The sequence below is a fragment of the Rhodococcus sp. OAS809 genome (assembly GCF_040546695.1).
GTDB lineage: Bacteria > Actinomycetota > Actinomycetes > Mycobacteriales > Mycobacteriaceae > Rhodococcus_F > Rhodococcus_F qingshengii.
Window position 1 is genome coordinate 4,183,385 of the sequence record NZ_JBEPOI010000002.1, and the last position, 16,396, is coordinate 4,199,780.

13 protein-coding genes and 1 pseudogene are annotated in these 16,396 nt (G+C 62.9%); 6 read left to right on the plus strand and 8 right to left on the minus strand.

Annotated elements, in window-relative coordinates; genetic code table 11:
• Nucleotides 1-113 precede the first annotated feature (113 nt).
• A complete protein-coding gene (locus tag ABIE52_RS22490) occupies nt 114-659 on the plus strand; it encodes an ATP-binding protein (protein ID WP_225320201.1) in 546 nt (181 codons plus the stop codon).
• Here the strand turns inward: ABIE52_RS22490 and ABIE52_RS22495 are convergent.
• From ABIE52_RS22495 to ABIE52_RS22505, 3 genes are read right to left on the minus strand one after another with little or no spacing between them, the layout of a single operon-like run.
• Nucleotides 627-1,286, minus strand: coding sequence for an enoyl-CoA hydratase-related protein (locus tag ABIE52_RS22495; RefSeq protein ID WP_007735215.1), 660 nt, complete (start codon nt 1,284-1,286; stop codon nt 627-629). The two genes, ABIE52_RS22490 and ABIE52_RS22495, sit on opposite strands and share 33 nt — an antisense overlap.
• Nucleotides 1,283-1,942, minus strand: coding sequence for a TetR/AcrR family transcriptional regulator (locus ABIE52_RS22500; protein ID WP_003946066.1), 660 nt, complete (start codon nt 1,940-1,942; stop codon nt 1,283-1,285). The genes ABIE52_RS22495 and ABIE52_RS22500 overlap by 4 nt, the downstream gene beginning before the upstream one ends.
• A gap of 43 nt (nt 1,943-1,985) precedes the next feature.
• A complete protein-coding gene (locus tag ABIE52_RS22505) occupies nt 1,986-3,173 on the minus strand; it encodes a CaiB/BaiF CoA transferase family protein (RefSeq protein WP_003946016.1) in 1,188 nt (395 codons plus the stop codon).
• 282 nt (nt 3,174-3,455) lie between these two features.
• Here ABIE52_RS22505 and ABIE52_RS22510 point away from each other — a divergent pair, with 282 nt between their 5' ends.
• The 3 genes from ABIE52_RS22510 to ABIE52_RS22520 all read left to right on the plus strand — a co-directional run bounded on the left by ABIE52_RS22510 (nt 3,456) and on the right by ABIE52_RS22520 (nt 7,899).
• Nucleotides 3,456-4,571 (plus strand): XdhC family protein, encoded by a 1,116-nt coding sequence (locus ABIE52_RS22510; protein WP_054187262.1) that lies wholly within the window; start codon nt 3,456-3,458, stop codon nt 4,569-4,571.
• A 102-nt stretch (nt 4,572-4,673) separates the two neighbouring features.
• Complete coding sequence (locus ABIE52_RS22515) at nt 4,674-6,317, plus strand: PucR family transcriptional regulator (RefSeq protein WP_003945987.1); 1,644 nt, start codon at nt 4,674-4,676, stop codon at nt 6,315-6,317.
• Between the two features lie 148 nt (nt 6,318-6,465).
• The gene (locus ABIE52_RS22520; protein ID WP_003946008.1) at nt 6,466-7,899 is read left to right on the plus strand and encodes a uracil-xanthine permease family protein; all 1,434 of its coding nucleotides are present in this window, start codon (nt 6,466-6,468) and stop codon (nt 7,897-7,899) included.
• Nucleotides 7,900-7,986: 87 nt separating this feature from the next.
• On the opposite strand, the pseudogene ABIE52_RS22525 reads toward ABIE52_RS22520, so the two are convergent.
• The 4 genes and pseudogenes from ABIE52_RS22525 to upp all read right to left on the minus strand — a co-directional run bounded on the left by ABIE52_RS22525 (nt 7,987) and on the right by upp (nt 13,425).
• Nucleotides 7,987-9,499: pseudogene (locus tag ABIE52_RS22525) on the minus strand (carboxyl transferase domain-containing protein).
• Nucleotides 9,496-10,722 (minus strand): CaiB/BaiF CoA transferase family protein, encoded by a 1,227-nt coding sequence (locus tag ABIE52_RS22530; protein WP_030537716.1) that lies wholly within the window; start codon nt 10,720-10,722, stop codon nt 9,496-9,498. The pseudogene ABIE52_RS22525 and the gene ABIE52_RS22530 overlap by 4 nt, the downstream one beginning before the upstream one ends.
• Before the next feature lie 289 nt (nt 10,723-11,011).
• Nucleotides 11,012-12,709, minus strand: coding sequence for a PucR family transcriptional regulator (locus ABIE52_RS22535; RefSeq protein WP_003946020.1), 1,698 nt, complete (start codon nt 12,707-12,709; stop codon nt 11,012-11,014).
• Nucleotides 12,710-12,801: 92 nt separating this feature from the next.
• Complete coding sequence (gene upp, locus ABIE52_RS22540; RefSeq protein WP_007735207.1) at nt 12,802-13,425, minus strand: uracil phosphoribosyltransferase; 624 nt, start codon at nt 13,423-13,425, stop codon at nt 12,802-12,804.
• Between the two features lie 223 nt (nt 13,426-13,648).
• Between upp and bar the strand changes: the two genes are divergently transcribed.
• Nucleotides 13,649-14,758, plus strand: a complete 1,110-nt coding sequence (bar, locus tag ABIE52_RS22545; protein ID WP_007735206.1) for a barbiturase — start codon at nt 13,649-13,651, stop codon at nt 14,756-14,758.
• Here the strand turns inward: bar and ABIE52_RS22550 are convergent.
• The gene (locus tag ABIE52_RS22550) at nt 14,752-14,892 is read right to left on the minus strand and encodes a hypothetical protein (RefSeq protein WP_155277953.1); all 141 of its coding nucleotides are present in this window, start codon (nt 14,890-14,892) and stop codon (nt 14,752-14,754) included. The two genes, bar and ABIE52_RS22550, sit on opposite strands and share 7 nt — an antisense overlap.
• Between ABIE52_RS22550 and ABIE52_RS22555 the strand changes: the two genes are divergently transcribed.
• The gene (locus tag ABIE52_RS22555; protein WP_064113047.1) at nt 14,884-16,362 is read left to right on the plus strand and encodes an amidase; all 1,479 of its coding nucleotides are present in this window, start codon (nt 14,884-14,886) and stop codon (nt 16,360-16,362) included. The genes ABIE52_RS22550 and ABIE52_RS22555 overlap by 9 nt on opposite strands.
• The last annotated feature ends 34 nt before the right edge of the window (nt 16,363-16,396 follow it).

A 16,396-nucleotide genomic window follows, 5' to 3' on the forward strand; every position in this document is an offset into this window, starting at 1 on the left:
CTGTGCTCCGATCAGGGCTGTTGTACATGTCGAGCTGTCTTCTCCAGCCTTCTCGCCGCCCCGCGCCTGCACAAGGTTCTGGACGTGCTTACGGCTCTGCAATAGTGGAGGACGTGTTCGTACTGCTGCTGACAGGCCCGCCGGGCGCGGGGAAGAGTTCCGTGCTGACCGCGCTTCACGATCGACTCGGTGAGGCCGGGGTGAGCAACGCGATGATCGAGGTGGACGAACTCGAGCGGTGCTACCCGCCGCTGGGAACCGAGCGGGCAATCGCACACGTCGGGATGTTGTGCGCGTCGTACAGGGAAGCGGGGTACGAACTCCTGTTCCTCACGGCGACCGTCGAAGACGACGACTACGGGCGCGCCCTGCTGGCCGCGACCGGCGCCGAGGGGCACCTGCTGGCGCGCCTCGAGGCCGATCCGGATACGTTGCGTACCAGAATCATCGAACGTGAACCGGCCGGCTGGGCCGGGTTGGACGAGTTGGTGGAGGCGTCACAACTGCTGGCCGGTTCGATGCCGACGCTCAGTGGAGTCGACGTGGTTCTGAGCACCGAAGGCCGCGATCCCGAAAGTGTTGCCGACGATCTGGAAGCGGCTCTGCGAGAACACAGTCCGTCGCTTCTAGCCGTCGGTGTTCAGAGCGGTGACCACTGAAGCGAACATCGTCGACTTGATTGCCCCCAGTGTGCCCGCATTCTTCGGGCCGATCGGTGCAACCATTTCGATGGCCTTGGCGGTCAAAGCGTCGACGGATGCGGTGAAGTCCACCAAACCGGCTGCGAATGCGTCACTTCCGCCGTATCGCCGCCCCGTGGTCATGGCGACGATTGCCGACGCCGGGCTGAGTTTGGCCTGGATGAGAGCTGCCATTCCTTCGGTGAAGGGGATGTTGATGTCCACCTCCGGGAAGCAGTAGTAGCCGCGATCATCGCGCATGACGCGGTAATCGTGCGCGATGCCGAGCATGGCGCCGGCTCCGAAGGCGTGGCCGTTGATCGCCGCGACGGTGGGCATCGGGAACGTCAGCATCCGGGCGAACAGCGACTGCACCTGCTGCACATACCACTTCGCCTTGTCGCCGTTAGCGCCCAGCCAGTCGAGGTCGAGTCCGTTGGAGTAGAACTTGCCCGTCGCCGTGGTGACCAGGGCATGTGCGCTTTCGCTCAAAGCCTGGTCGAGTAGCTTGTCGACGGAATCGAGCCACTCCGGCGAGAATCGATTCTCGTCCTCGCCGAGATCGAGAACGGCGATCTTGTCTTCGAAGCGCAGAGTTGCGGTCATGATTGGCCTTTCCTGTTGCGTGGCTTGGGCAGTGGTGGGTCGAGATGCAGAACCGCTCGAACGGCGGCATCCAACCGCGCGCGTGCTGCGGCGTCGGGGACTCGCCAACCGTCGGCGCGTTTGGCGGGATGGATGAGCAGTCCGGTAGGCAGGCCGACAACACAGGCCTCGATTGCCTCGACGGCTCTGCCGTCCTTGCGGCCCCAGAGCGCGGTCGACAACCGGATGAACAACTCGACCAGAGACCGGTCGAGTTGTGTGAGTTGCTCGGCGATGTCGGCAGGGACGTCGGTGCCGAGCAGTTCGTCGCGCTGGATCGTCAACAGCAGCAACGCGGATTGTGGGTAGTCGAGCGCGAAGACGGCCGGAACTTCGGCGGCTGCGACGACGGCGGAAACCGCCGAAGTCGGCGACGGGTCCGCGAGAGCGTCGTCCACTCTCGATTGTTGAAGCGCGAGAAATCGTCGCGCAGCACGCAGCCACGCGCTACCGACCAGTCCACTGCGAGAGCCGAATGCGTGATAGATCGCCCCGTTGGATACACCGGTGGCGTCGGAGACTGCCCGGACCGTGACAGCGCTCGGCCCGGCGGTGGCGGCAAGTTTTTCGGCAGCGTCGAGCAGGGTGTCGAGGTCGTGGACGCGTGGCCGAGGCATGAACGCACAGTAACAGAGCGTCTGCTCTGTTACTAGTGTGCGGTCAGATCACCGAATTGGCGCGAAGATCCTCGATCTCCTCCGGGCGCAGGCCGAAGTCGGTGAGTACGTCGTCGGCGTCACCGCCGAGAGTCATGGGTGGCGCATTCCTGACGGGAAGAGTCTTGCCGTCCACCCAGAACGGTCCGCGGACAACGGGAATCGACGTTCCGTCGGCGCTCTGGGTCTGCTCGACCATCTGCAATGCCTCGACCTGCGGGTCGGAGAACACCTGATCGATCGAATGGATCGGGCCGCAGGGGATTCCGGCACCGCGGATCTCGGAGATCCATTGCGCCGCGCCCTTCGTGGTCAGTAGGTCCTCGAGTTCTTTGGTCAGTTGGTCTCGGTGCGCCAAACGTTCTTTACCCGTGGCATATTCGGTACGGAAGGCGAGCTCGGGGTCACCGAGTACCGAGCACAGTGCGATCCAGTGCTTGTCCGAGCCGGTGGCAATGTTGATCGGGAAGTCGGCAGTGTCGAAAGCGCCGTACGGCGTGATCGTCGGGTGCGTATTGCCGTTCGGCGTCGAAACCCGTCCGGTGCTCAGGTAGTCCTGCGCCTGGAAGGTCATGATCGAGATCGCGGATTCCAGCAACGAGGTCTGCACGCGGTGCCCACGACCGTCGCGTCCGCGCGAAGCCAGTGCCGCCGTGATTCCCAGTGCCGCGTAAATGCCCGAGACCGTGTCGATGATGGGGATACCGACCCGCATCGGGGTCTGTTCCCCGGCACCGGTGACCGACATCAGCCCGGACATGCCCTGGGCCACCTGATCGAGTCCGGGCGCGAACTGGTCCGGGCCCACCGGGCCGAAACCACTGATGCTCATCACGACGAGCCCTGGATTCTCCTGCTCGAGCGAGTCGGGATCGAGCCCCATGTCGGCCAGTACTCCCGGACGGAAGTTCTCGACCAGCACATCTGCGTCGAGGGCCAGGCTGCGAAGCAGTTTCCGCCCGCGGTCACTGCGCATGTCGATGGCGATCGACCGTTTGCCGCGGTTCACGGAAGCGAAGTAGAGGCTTCGATCGCCGTCGAACGGCGGCCACTGACGCGAACTGTCGCCGGAGCCACGGGTTTCGACCTTGACCACGTCGGCGCCGAAGTCCGAGAGCAGCGACGTGCACAGAGGCCCCGCGAGAGCGCGGGTGAGGTCGAGAACTTTGATACCGCTGAGCAATTGGTCCATGGGAGAAACCTCGGTTCTGTGGTGTGCAACGTCGCCCACTCGATCCGTCGCACCATCTGCGTGAATTGCCGCTGCAGTGATCGTCGGAGAGGGGAAGAATGAAGGTCAGGCCTGCTTTCGGCTGGGCTCGGTGACAACACTGGTCGAGAGCGCAAGGTGATGCGACGGCGACATTGCACAACTGCAGGGCCCGGATTTAGGCGCATTGTGTGACAGGCAGGATTGCGGTGGGCCGATACCGTGAACTCTCTACGGACGGCGATGCAAGCGGGAGGCGAGGCGATGCGCGACATTTCCACTCAGCTGGCGCAGTGGCACGCCCGCGGCGAGGATTTTGCACTGGCGACGGTTGTCCGTACCTGGCGATCCTCACCGCGCATGCCCGGTGCTTCGATGGCCGTCTCACGCTCCGGCGAGGTGGTCGGCAGCGTCTCGGGCGGGTGTATCGAGAGTGCACTGTACGAGATCGCCCAGGAGGTTCTCGCCGACGGCACCAGTCGCGTCGAGGTCTTCAGCGTCTCCGACGACGACGCCATCGGAGTAGGGCTGACCTGCGGCGGAACCATCGAAGTGTTCGTCCAGGCCGTCGGAGCCGATTTCGTCGAGTTCGGTCAGGTTTGTGAACGGATCGAGGCCGATACGCCCGTCGTCGTGGTCACCGAAGTGCGTCCGGGAGCACCGGCACGGCACCTCGTCGTCGAGCATGGCCGACGCAGCGGGGATCTGGATGCCACGGAGGACGAGGTGTCCATCCTGCTGCGCACGATGGACACCGGTGAGTCCGTCGCTTTTGTCGCGCCGGCGGGAACTCTCATCGATTCGCAGCACGACCTGCTGGTCGAGATCTTCGCGCCACTACCGCGGATGTACGTGTTCGGGGCCATCGACTTCGCGGCCTCGATGTGTACGTTGGGCGCCTTTGCGGGTTATCGCGTGACCGTCGTGGACGCACGGCCGGTCTTCGCGACACGGGCGCGCTTCCCCGACGCCCACGATCTGGTCGTCATGTGGCCACACAAGTTCCTCGAAACCGCACCGATCGACAACAAAACCGTCCTGGCCGTACTCACGCACGACGAGAAGTTCGACATCCCCCTGCTCGAGATCGCGCTGCGTTCGCCGGCTGCGTACGTCGGCGCGATGGGAAGTCGTGCGACGCATGAGCGTCGGGTGGCGCTGTTGAAGGAGCGAGGCGTCACCGACGTCGAGTTGGGGCGTCTGCACTCACCGATCGGGTTGGATCTCGGTGCGAGGACACCTGAGGAGACTGCAGTGTCGATCCTCGCCGAGATGACCAAGACCCTGCGCAATGCCTCCGGTTTGGAACTGCGGGATCTGCAGGGGCCGATCCACCCGCCACCTCAGGAGAATCCGACCGCCCTGCATCGAACGGCCTGAGTCGACTGCGCTGAATTCGGACATCTTGTGTTCGGTGGGGATAGGATCGTTTCTTTCGTGAACCATCTTCCGTGATCCGAATGAAATCGAGGTGCCTGCCAAGTGGCAAACCCGGCCGTACCGGCATCCGAGGTGAATGCTGTTCTCTCCGAACTTCTTCGAACCCCGCTCCTTCCTGGTGTTCGAAAGGTCGCCGGCGGCTGCGAAGACCCGACGGTAGCCCGGGTGGGATTCATGGCGGTTCCGGACATCGGACCGTGGCTGCGGCACGGACAGTTGCTGATCACCACGCCGGAAACCCTCGCCAGGGTCACCGAAACCTTCAAAGCATTTGTCGGACGGTTGTCGACGCGAGGTGTTGCGGCACTTGCCGTCCAATTCGGCGCAGACGGGGACACTCTCGCGCCGGAGCTGGTCGACGCGGCCGAAAGCGCCGGCTTCCCGCTCCTGGTTTTTCACGGTGCGTGTGATCACCCTGCGGCGAGAGACCGTGAGCAGACGGAGTCGGCCCAGATCGACGCCATGTTCGGGGCCGAGCGCTTGCGACGGCTGCTGGTCGACGTCGTGATGGGCGGCGGCGGCCTCCCGCAATTGACCGAGGTCATCGCACGGGAGATGAAGGGCGCCGCCCTGATCACCACCTCGGACGGACGCGAGATCTGCCGCGCCGGGGACGCCGCGGAGCGCAAGCATCTGTCTGCCTGTCCCGCCGTCGATTCCACCGGTCGTCTGCGGACCGACACCGTCGAGGGCGGATTGGGTCTGCACGAGTTCGACGGTCAATTCATCGCGGTGTCCGCGATTTCCGCCAATCACATCGACCACGGGCGTCTCGCGTTGTTCACCGGTGAGCGCGTCATGACGAGTTACGACCAGTACCTGGTCGAGCGGGCCGCGTCGGTGTGTGCGTTGGTCATCACCCGCGAACAAGCCGTGGCGTCGGTGGAAGAACGCCATCGCGCCAACTTCGTTCACGACCTGCTCCTCGGCCGGGCCGGGGACCACGATCACGTTGTCTCCCACGCCAAGACATTCGGTTGGGACTTCGACCGCCCGCTGGTGATCGTCTCGATCGAGCCGGACCCGATCGACGAACCGGCCTCGGCGGCGCCCGCTCGGCTGCCCGTCGTCGATCGCCAGGCGATGGCGTTCTCCGGGGCGATCGCCCACCGTGATCCCGGTGCGGCGGTGACCGCGCTGACGGGCGAGACGGTGATCGTCATGGGCGTCGGCACCGACACGATGGCATTGGTGCGGGACCTCGTCACGGTCGTTCGCGGTGAAGGTGGCGGCGGGAGAAGGCCGTTCAGTGTCGGGGTGTCCCGGCCGACAGCGGCGATCGACGCCGTTCCGGCGCTCTACAGTCAGGCGCGCACCGCACTGACCGTCGGGCGACGGATCTCCGGTCCGTGGACGGTGACTCAGTTCGACGATCTGGGCGTGTACAGACTGCTCAGTCTGGTCGAGGACGAAAACGAGCTCGAGACGTTCGCCCGCGAGACGCTGCGGGAATTGACGGAGGAAACTGCCGAAGCGCAGGACATGCGCAAGACATTGGAAGTCTTGCTCGCGACCAACATCAACATCGCCGAGACAGCGCGCAAGCTCCACTTCCATTACAACACACTGCGTTACAGGGTCGTTAAGCTGGAGAAAATGCTGGGACCCTTCACGGCGCAACCCGAACTCCGGCTGGATCTGTCTCTAGCACTGAAGATAACCGCGATGCGCGGCATCAATCACTAATATTGCCAATCCGGGTCGGTGGGTTCTGGCAGATTGTCATCACGTCGATACCCCCGCGCTGTAATAGCGTTTCACTCCAGTCACGGTGTTTTGTGAGCTGGAGCACACTCAGCGTTCGGACACCTTCCTCTGCACGAAAGGTCCCATCATGCCGATTTGGACGTTGCACGGAGATGGAAAGAACATCAAACCGGGTGAAGTGGTCGCTCCCGGCGAGCGGCTCAGCTGGGGAAGAACCATCGGGCTGGGCAGCCAGCACGTGGTGTCGATGTTCGGCGCGACGTTCGTCTTCCCGATCATCATGGGGCTCAATCCTCAACTTGCCGTGATGATGTCGGGTTTCTGTACGCTCTTCTTCCTGCTGGTGGTCAAGGGACGCATTCCCAGCTACCTCGGTACGTCGGCGGCCTTTGTCGGTGGTATCGCCGCCATTCGTGCCCAAGGCGGAACATCCGCAGAGGTGACCGGCGCGATCCTGGTGTCCGGACTGGTCCTGGCAGCCATCGGTATCGCGATCCACTTCCTCGGTGGCCGGGTCGTATTCAAGGTTCTTCCCCCGGTGGTGACCGGCGCAGTGGTGATGCTGATCGGATTCAACCTGGCACCCGTCGTCGCGGGGCTGTACTGGCCACAGGACCAGTGGGTGGCTCTGATCGTCATGGTGGCCCTGATCGTCATGAGTATCGCGCTACGAGGCTTCATGGCGCGCATCGCCATCTTCCTGGCGCTGATCTTCGGCTACGTCCTCTCCTGGATCCTCGACCGGGTCTCGGGGACGATCACCTCCTACGACGCAGGCACCGGTCAGATCACCGAGCACTTCCGCGTCAACTGGGATTCGGTGCAGTCGGCGTCGTGGTTCGGGCTTCCTCCGTTCTCGGACGAGGCCAACGGAATCGTCGGCATCCACGCTCCGTCGTTCAGCCTCACGTTCATCATCCTGGTCCTTCCGGGTGTCATCGCGTTGATCGCGGAGAACGCGGGCCACGTCAAGGCCGTGGCCGAGATGACCGGGGACGACCTCGACCCGTACATGGGACGTGCGCTCGCCGGTGACGGTTTCGCCACCGCTATCGCCAGCAGCGTCGGCGGTTCGCCCACCACGACGTACGCCGAGAACATCGGTGTCATGGCAGCGACCCGTGTGTACTCCACCGCCGCCTACGCGGTTGCCGGCATCGTCGCCATGATGCTCGGCTTCTCCCCCAAGTTCGGTGCCGTCATCTCGGCGACGCCCGGCGGTGTTCTCGGCGGAATCACCGTGGTGCTCTACGGCATGATCGGTCTGCTCGGCGCCAAGATCTGGAAGGAGAACGGCGTCGACTTCGGGAATCCGCTCAACCTCATGCCGATCGCGGCCGGCCTCATCATCGGTATCGGCGACACCGCTCTGAAGTTCAGTGACACGTTCTCGCTCAGCGGCATCGCGCTCGGCACCATCGTCGTGATCGGGATGTACCACCTGTGCCAGTTCATCGGTTCGAAGAACCCGGAACTGAATGCGAAGAATCCGGAACCGAACAAGCCGGATTCGAAGACTCCCGGCGGCGATCGGGAGGAACCCGCCAAGCAACTCACGTGACGCTTGGCTGAGTGTGCTCGATCGACGAAGGCCGGACATCCTCCGCGGAGGATGTCCGGCCTTTCCGGTGTTCTGGGTACTGATCGATCAGACGGAGGTACTGGCTTCGACCAGGCCGATACGGTCGATGCGTTCGGTGCGGGTGTTGAGCCGTTCAGTCGCATCGGTAGCACTGAGCACGCTCAGCTCGTAGTGCAGTACCGCTCCGACGCGAGTGCAGAAGGCGGCGGATTCGTCCGCGGCATCGGGAAATTCGGGGATGACCCGATCGACGATGCCGCCCGCGAGCAGATCGAAGGACCTGATCCCTTGACTGGCTGCCATGTCCGGCGCGTGCGTGACGTCGTGGAACATGATCGCGCTCGCACCTTCGGGAGGTAAGGGCGAGAGCCAACCGTGGCGGGCCGCCAGCACTCGATCGGCCGGAATCAGTGCCAGGGCGCCGCCGCCCGTGCCCTGCCCGAGCAGGAGGGAAATGGTGGGGACCTCGAGTGAAATCATGTCGGCTATGCACCGAGCGATCTCGCCCGCCAGTCCACCTTCTTCGGCCTCCTTCGACAGTGCCGCGCCCGCTGTGTCGATGATCGTCACCAGCGGCAGGTCGAGTTCTGCGGCCAGCCGCATACCTCGCCGAGCCTCCCGCAGAGCGCCGGGGCCGAGTGGGGAGTGAGCAGTCTGTCCGCGCCGGGTCCTGTCCGAGAAGGACGCAGGGCATGTCGCCGAAGCGAACGAGCGCGAGCATGATGCCGGGATCGTTCTCGCCTTGGCCGGTTCCGTTGAGCGGGAGCATGTCCGAGGCGGAATTGAGCAACACTTCCCGTATCCCCGGTCGGTCTTCGCGCCGGGATGCGACGACGGATTCCCACGCCGACGTATCGGGTGGGCAATCGTACGAGCACGGGTCACTGGGCAATAAGTACCCACGATGCGCCCCGGTGATGATGCGCAATGCGCGTTCGACGATTTCGGCGAGCTGGTCTGGCGGCCTCACTGCATCGATGAGTCCGTGCTCGTGAAGGTTCTCCGCTGTCTGGACACCGGCGGGGAAAGGTGAGTTGTACAAGGCCTCGAACACTCGAGGGCCGAGGAATCCGACGAGGGCCCCCGGTTCCGCGATCGTCACGTGACCGAGTGATCCCCAGGACGCGAATACGCCTCCGGTGGTGGGGTTTCGGAGATAGACGATGTAGGGCAGGTGCGCTTCTTTGTGCTTGATGAGCGCCGCGGTGATCTTGACCATCTGCAAAAACGCCGTCGTCCCCTCCTGCATACGCGTTCCCCCGGACGTGGGAAGCGCAAGAAGGGGCAGCTGCTCTTGGGTGGCTCGACGGATGGCGACGACGAGGCGTTCTCCCGCCGCCACGCCGATCGAACCACCGAGAAAACCGAACTCGCAGACGATGATTGCCACACGGCGGCCTCGGACGGAGGCGCTTCCGGTCAGGACGGACTCGTCGAGCCCGGTCTTCTCCTGGGCCCGCAGAAGTGCTTCGGCGTAGTCGGAGTCGGTCGCGACGGGAATCGGAGGGGTATCCCACGATTCCCAGGTGCCGGCATCGATCACCAGATCGAGCAAGTCGCGAGCCGTCAGGCGGTTCATCGGGTGAATCCTTGTAGCCACGACATGATTTCGTCAGTGTCTTCACCGAGAACCGGAGGTGCAGTGTGGCGGGTCTCCGTCACTTCGGTTCCGTCCGGATCGAAAAATCGTAGCGGTGGACCGGGCAGTGTGATGTTTCCGAGCGTGCTGTGGTCGACGTCGACGAGCAATCCCTGTGATCGGGTCTGCTCCCATTCGTACACTTCGGAGATCGTCCGAACCCGTCCTGCCGGTACTCCGATGCGGTCGAGTTCGGTCAGAAGCTCGTCACGCGAGTACGGCTTGAAGGTACGTTCGATCAATTCGACGACCTGGAAATGATTTTCGACGCGTTCGGCGTTTGTTGCCATACCCGGGGCGTCAGGGTCGAGGTCGAATCCTTCGCAGAATCTTCTCCACAGGCTTTCGCTGCCGACCGAGATCTGTACTGCGCCATCGCCGGTACGAAAGAGTCCGTACGGTGCGATGGAGGGATGGTGGTTGCCCTGCGCTGTGCCTACCTCACCGGCGACGGTCCACTTCGTTCCTTGAAACGCGTGAACACCGACCACGCTGGCCAAGAGCGACGTTCGGACAACGCGGCCTCTCCCCGTCTGCTCGCGTTCCTTCAAAGCCGCGACGACACCGAACGCCCCGTACATTCCGGCGAGAAGATCGGCGATCGGAACTCCGACTCGTTGAACGTCGTCCGGACTCGAGCCGGTCAGCGACATGAGTCCGGCTTCCCCCTGGGCGATCTGGTCGTAGCCGGCGCGACCGCCTTCCGGGCCGTCGTGGCCGAAACCGCTGATGGACAGAACGATCAGTCGAGGATTGAGTTCGGCCAGCCGCTCGGTCGAGAATCCGAGTCGATCGAGAACTCCGGTGCGGAAGTTCTCCATGAGAACATCGGCGCGGCAGACGAGATCTTCGAGGGTCGCGCGCCCACTGTCGGATTTCAGATCGAGCGTGATCGACTTCTTGTTCCGGTTCGTGGACAGAAAATACGTCGATTCCCGTTGCGTGTTCGGTGGTTCCAACGTGGGCTCCACAAAAGGCGGCCCCCACCCACGGGTGTCGTCGCCGCCGTGAGGTGATTCGACCTTGATCACGTCGGCACCCAGATCGCCGAGCATCATTGCCGCGTGAGGACCCGCGAGTGCGCGCGTGAGGTCGACGACTATCACGTCGTGTAACGGACCACTACGAGCACTTGTGTTGTGAGGCTTCGAAGTCGAGTTCATGTCGCACCGCCGTGTTCTGGTGTAATTGGCTGAGCCAGTTGGTGGTTGAGGCCTCCGTAGTTCGGTCGACTCCGGTCCGCTGGACCGAGAAACCGGCCAGGGCCACTGAAGGAGGTATGTGCGGCCCGTCTTTCGAACCGTAAGCGGGCACCGGTGAACGGCACATGGGTAACCTTGCCGACGACGGGTGTCAGTGGTGGGTAAGAAGTGACGAACGCTCACCGGGCGGCGCGATTGCGGTTGTATCGAACCGTTATCGGGACGTTCTGTCAGCTCATATCGTGCGAAGTCATGACATTTCGTGCATCTTCATGACCTGCAGGGCGAGTGAGACGTTCAATCGAAGGACGGGGTCGTCGGTGAACGATCCGACGACGCTCTCCAGCTTTCCGATTCTGTAACGCAAAGTGTTGTAGTGCATGTGCAGCGCCCGGGAGGCCTCGGCGACATTGCAATTGCAGTCGAGCAGGGTCTGGAGTGTCAGACGCAGGTCAGCGGCTTCGGCGTTGTCCGCCGACAAGGACTTCAGAACGTCATCGGTGAACGAACGCAGTTCGCTCTTGTCCGTCTGGAGCGAGAGGAGTCGGTGTACACCGAGTTCGTCGAAGTGTGCGATCTGCCCCGGCCCGTTGATACGTCGGCCGACGACCACGGCTGTACAGGCTTGGTCGTAGGCCGCGGGTAGATCGGCCAGGGAGTAGATCACCCGGCTCACTCCCGTGCTGAAGGATCGGCGGCCGCTGGTGCGATCGCCGGCAACCTTGCGCACCAACCCTTCGATGTCCCGAACCGCACGGTCGGTGCTGGTCGGGAAAAGCGTGACCACCTCGTGTCGAAACCCGACGGACGGCGCCGTCCGCTCGTGTGTTCGTACCACTTGTTGCCAGCCGTCGCTGAGTCGATCTTGGTCCGTGCGAGTGGAATTCGCGTGCTGGGATTCCGGGTGATCGACGTCGAGTTCTGCAACCACAACGGCAAGTGGACGAGTGACATCCCACCCCAACTGGGTGAAGTGCGCGCTCACTTCCGCTGGCGAGCCGGCTTCGCCTATCAGTGCGTCGCGGAGGAAGTCGCCGCGGAACTTGGATTCCACTGCCGCAACTGCCAGCTGTTTGGTGACGGCCAGCGCGGCAACGGTGGCCGCTCGCTCCAGCGCTTGAACGACAACTGCGCCGAGTTCGTGGGTGCCGGCGTACGCCACCATTCGGCCGTGGTCGGTGCCGCCGGCCACCACCCGGGTGAGCGCCAACTGGCCGGGAAATCCTTTGGGCGCGTTCTGTAAACCGACAGCGACCCGTTCGGTCAGGAACCGACCGGTGCTTTCGAACAACGGAAGCGCGTTCAGCGCGGCTGAATCTCCGGCCTCCGTCAACACTCTTCCGTCCGGCGAGCAGATGAGAACGCTGACGTCGAAAAGCGCGGCGAATTCTGCGGCAATCTGAGGTAGATCGCCACCTTCCAAGACGATCGACGTCAACGAGCGGTGAAGTCGATCGGCAATGTCGAGTGCCGCGGACTGCTTCGCCACCAACTTGGTGAAGACCTCCGAGATCACCTCGTCGAATCCCGCGGTGACGGGAAGAACCAACAGCGGAAGCCCTCGCTGCTCTGCCATGTGCAGCATCGCCTCGGGCAGCTCGTCGAGATAACGGCCCGTTTTCACGGCAAGTGCCGCGACTCCTCGACGTGCAAGACCGTCGACGAGGTCACTGAGATCTGTGTCGTCGAGAAGCTCGCCGGTTCGCCCGTAGCGCAGCGGGAACCCGGTTGTCACCAACAACTCGTTCGGCTTCACCCAAGCGAGGATGTCCGGTACTTCCATCACGTTCACCGATTGAACGAGGTGGCGCAAGCCCCCGTGCCCGGCAAGGACTTCGGCTCCACGCAGACTGGGCAGCTCGAGGACATCCCGAACTGTGAGTCTGTAGTCGCCACCTTCTGGCAAATGTTGAAGCTCTTCGCTCGAATATTTGGCAGATCTATCCATGTCGCGAGACTACGCTCGATCTCACAGTGAACATTGTCAACAGTTGACGAAAATAGCCTCTCGGAATGAGCGGTTCTCCGTATGTCTGCCAACTACCGCGGCCCGAATTGGCGATCGCCCGCGTCTCCGAGTCCAGGTATCAGGAAAGCATTTTCGTTCAGGCCGTCGTCGATGCTCGCTGTGAGGAGCCGGACCGGATGTCCGGAGTTCTTCAGTGCTTCGATCCCTTCCGGAGCCACGACGACACATATTGCAGTCACATCGGTGGCTCCGCGTGCAATGAGCAGATCGATTGTGCGGACGATGGATCCACCGGTCGCCAACATCGGATCGAGGACGTAGACGGGGGTGCTCGACAGATCAGCAGGCAGGGACTCCAGATACGGAACCGGCTGGTGTGTCTTCTCGTCTCGTGCCATTCCCACGAAACCGACGCCTGCCTGCGGAATGAGGGCACTCGCCTGTTCGACCATGCCGAGGCCCGCTCGCAAGACCGGGACCAGGAGTGGTGGATTCGCCAGCCGCACCCCCAGCGTCGGAGCAACTGGCGTCTCGATGTCGAACTGTTCCAGTTCTGCGCCGCGCATGGCCTCGTAGACCAACATATGGGTCAGTCTGCGCAAGGCGGACCGGAACGTTGCGTTGTCGCTGCGAGCGTCGCGCATGGTCGTGAGCAGCGATGCCGCCAGCGGATGGTCGACAACAGTGGTGTCCATGGTCGAATCGTAAGTGAGAACCGATGGGGCGGCGCACAACCGGTGATTCGGAGTCGAAATAACCAATCGCGGTTTTCGTTTGGGCAAGTATTGACGATGCCGATGGGTTCGAGTCGTCATAGCGTGGTCGACACGGCAGTTCCGAACCGCTCGGCTGGACTGGGCGCCCGGAGCTGTCAAGGCCCAATTTTGCCTCCACGATTCCCTATACAAGGAGATGCCAATGCCCGAAGCAATCGAGGTCCGTAAGGTTCCGCTACACAGCGTCTCCGACGCCAGTGAGCTCGCCAAGCTGATCGACGACGGTGTCCTCGAGGCCGACCGCGTCATTGCAGTCATCGGCAAAACCGAGGGTAACGGCGGCGTCAACGACTACACGCGCATCATCGCGGACCGAGCGTTCCGAGAGGTTCTCTCCGCCAAGGGTAATCGCAGCCCCGAAGAAGTGGCGGAGGTGCCGATCGTCTGGTCCGGCGGCACGGACGGCGTGATCAGCCCGCACGCGACGATCTTCGCGACCGTGCCGGCAGACAAGGTCACCAAGACCGACGAGCCGCGCCTGACCGTGGGTGTCGCCATGAGTGAGCAACTGCTGCCCGAGGACATCGGCCGTACGGCCATGATCACCAAAGTTGCTGCGGCAGTGAAAGACGCGATGGCCAATGCCGGCATCACCGATCCCGCCGACGTGCACTACGTACAGACCAAGACTCCGTTGCTGACAATTCACACCATCCGTGACGCCAAGAGCCGCGGCAAGACTGTGTGGACCGAACAGACTCATGAGTCGATGGACCTGTCCAACGGCGGAACGGCTCTGGGGATCGCGGTTGCGCTCGGCGAAATCGACATGCCGACCGACGAGGATGTCATGCACAGCCGCGAACTCTTCTCCTCTGTCGCATCCTGCTCGTCCGGCGTCGAGTTGGACCGCGCGCAGATCGTCGTCGTCGGTAACGCACGTGGCGTCGGCGGACGCTACCGGATCGGCCACAGCGTGATGAAGGATCCGCTCGACCAGGACGGCATCTGGGCGGCGATCCGTGACGCCGGACTCGAACTTCCGGAGCGGCCGCACTCGAGCGACCTGGACGGTCAACTCGTCAACGTGTTCTTGAAGTGCGAGGCCAGTCAGGACGGAACGGTCCGTGGCCGTCGTAATGCGATGCTCGACGACTCCGACGTGCACTGGCACCGCCAGATCAAGTCGTGTGTCGGCGGAGTCACGGCAGCTGTCACCGGCGATCCGGCAGTGTTCGTCTCGGTATCGGCAGCGCACCAGGGTCCCGAGGGCGGCGGCCCAGTCGCTGCCATCGTCGATCTCGGTCAGTAGTAGGCAAGAACCTCGCTGGAAACCTCGACAGTCGCGCCGCCACCGGCAATTCGTCCTCGAATCAGTTGCCGGTGGCGGCGAGTCCGCCGCGGCGTACCCCACTTCACTGCTTGAAAGGATTCACGATGGTTCATGCTGCTGACCCTGTCGACGAGAGCGTTTCCGGTGCGCCCGAGAATCGCGAACTCGTCATGGCCGATGCGGTCACGCTCAGTGGTCTGATACGCAGGCGTGAAGTGTCGTGTGTCGAGGTGATGGAGAGCTTCCTCGATCAGATCGAATTACATAACCCGGCGGTGAACGCGATCGTCGCATTGCGGGATCGGGAAGCGTTGACGGCGGAGGCGCGCGAGCGTGATTCGCAGTTGGCGAGTGGGCAGTATCTCGGTTGGATGCACGGGTTTCCGCATGCGGTGAAGGATCTTTCGGCAGCCAAGGGTCTGCCGTTCACGTCCGGGTCGCCGATGTTCGCGGACCGAATCGCCGAAGATGACGAACTGTTCGTCAAGCGGATCAGGTCTGCCGGTGCCATTGTGATCGGCAAGACGAACACACCGGAGTTCGGGCTCGGATCCCAGACGTACAACCCGGTGTGGGGTACGACGGTGTCGCCGTACGACAATTCGCGCACTGCCGGCGGTAGCAGCGGTGGCGCCGCAGCGTCGTTGGCGCTCCGCATGTTGCCGGTGGCTGACGGAAGCGATTACATGGGTTCGCTCCGAAACCCGTCGGCATTCAACAACGTTGTTGGGTTTCGACCATCCTGGGGTCGGATACCGGAGACGGGATTCATCGCTCAGGGCGCTGTTGTGGGCCCGATGGGCCGAACCGTCACCGACGTGGCTCACCTGCTTTCCACGATGGCGGGGCCGGATGCTTATGCACCGTTGGGGATTCGTGAGGATCCCGCGGTATTCACCGAAAGCCTCGCACGTGATCTGAAGGGCTCTCGGATCGCATGGGTCGGTGACTGGAACGGTTACCTGGCAACCGAACCTGGAGTTCTCGAGTTGTGCGAATCCTCGTTCGAGGTCTTCGAACAGTTGGGGTGCCGCGTCGAGGCGGCGCTTCCCGACTTCAAACCCGAGGACATCTGGCAACTGTTCTTGCGGTGGCGTTGGTGGGCACAGCTCGGCTTGATCGATCAGTACAACGATCCGAGCTTGCGCGAGTTGATGAAGCCCGAACTGTTGTGGGAACTCGAGCACGCGGTCACACTGTCGGCTCTCGACGTGACCAAGGCCGCGGAGGCCCGCAACGGCTGGCTGTCGGCCATTACCAAGATGTTCGAAACCTACGACTACATTCTCGCGCCGAGTGCTCAGGTGTTTCCTTTCGACAAGAACACTCACTGGCCCGAGACCGTCGACGGCCGATCGATGGACACGTATCACCGGTGGATGGAGACGGTTGTTCCCTGGACGATGGCCGGGGTTCCGGTTGCGGGGATGCCGGTCGGCTTCGACGATCGTTCGCTTCCCATGGGTATCCAGATCATCGGTCGGCACGGAGCCGACTTGGACGTACTCCAACTCGCCTACGCATTCGAGCAGGCAACCCAGTGGGTCGAGCGGGTTCTTCCGCCCGCACTCCGCGTGAACTGACCGATCTATTTCGAACGTATCCAGTTGGGAGAGA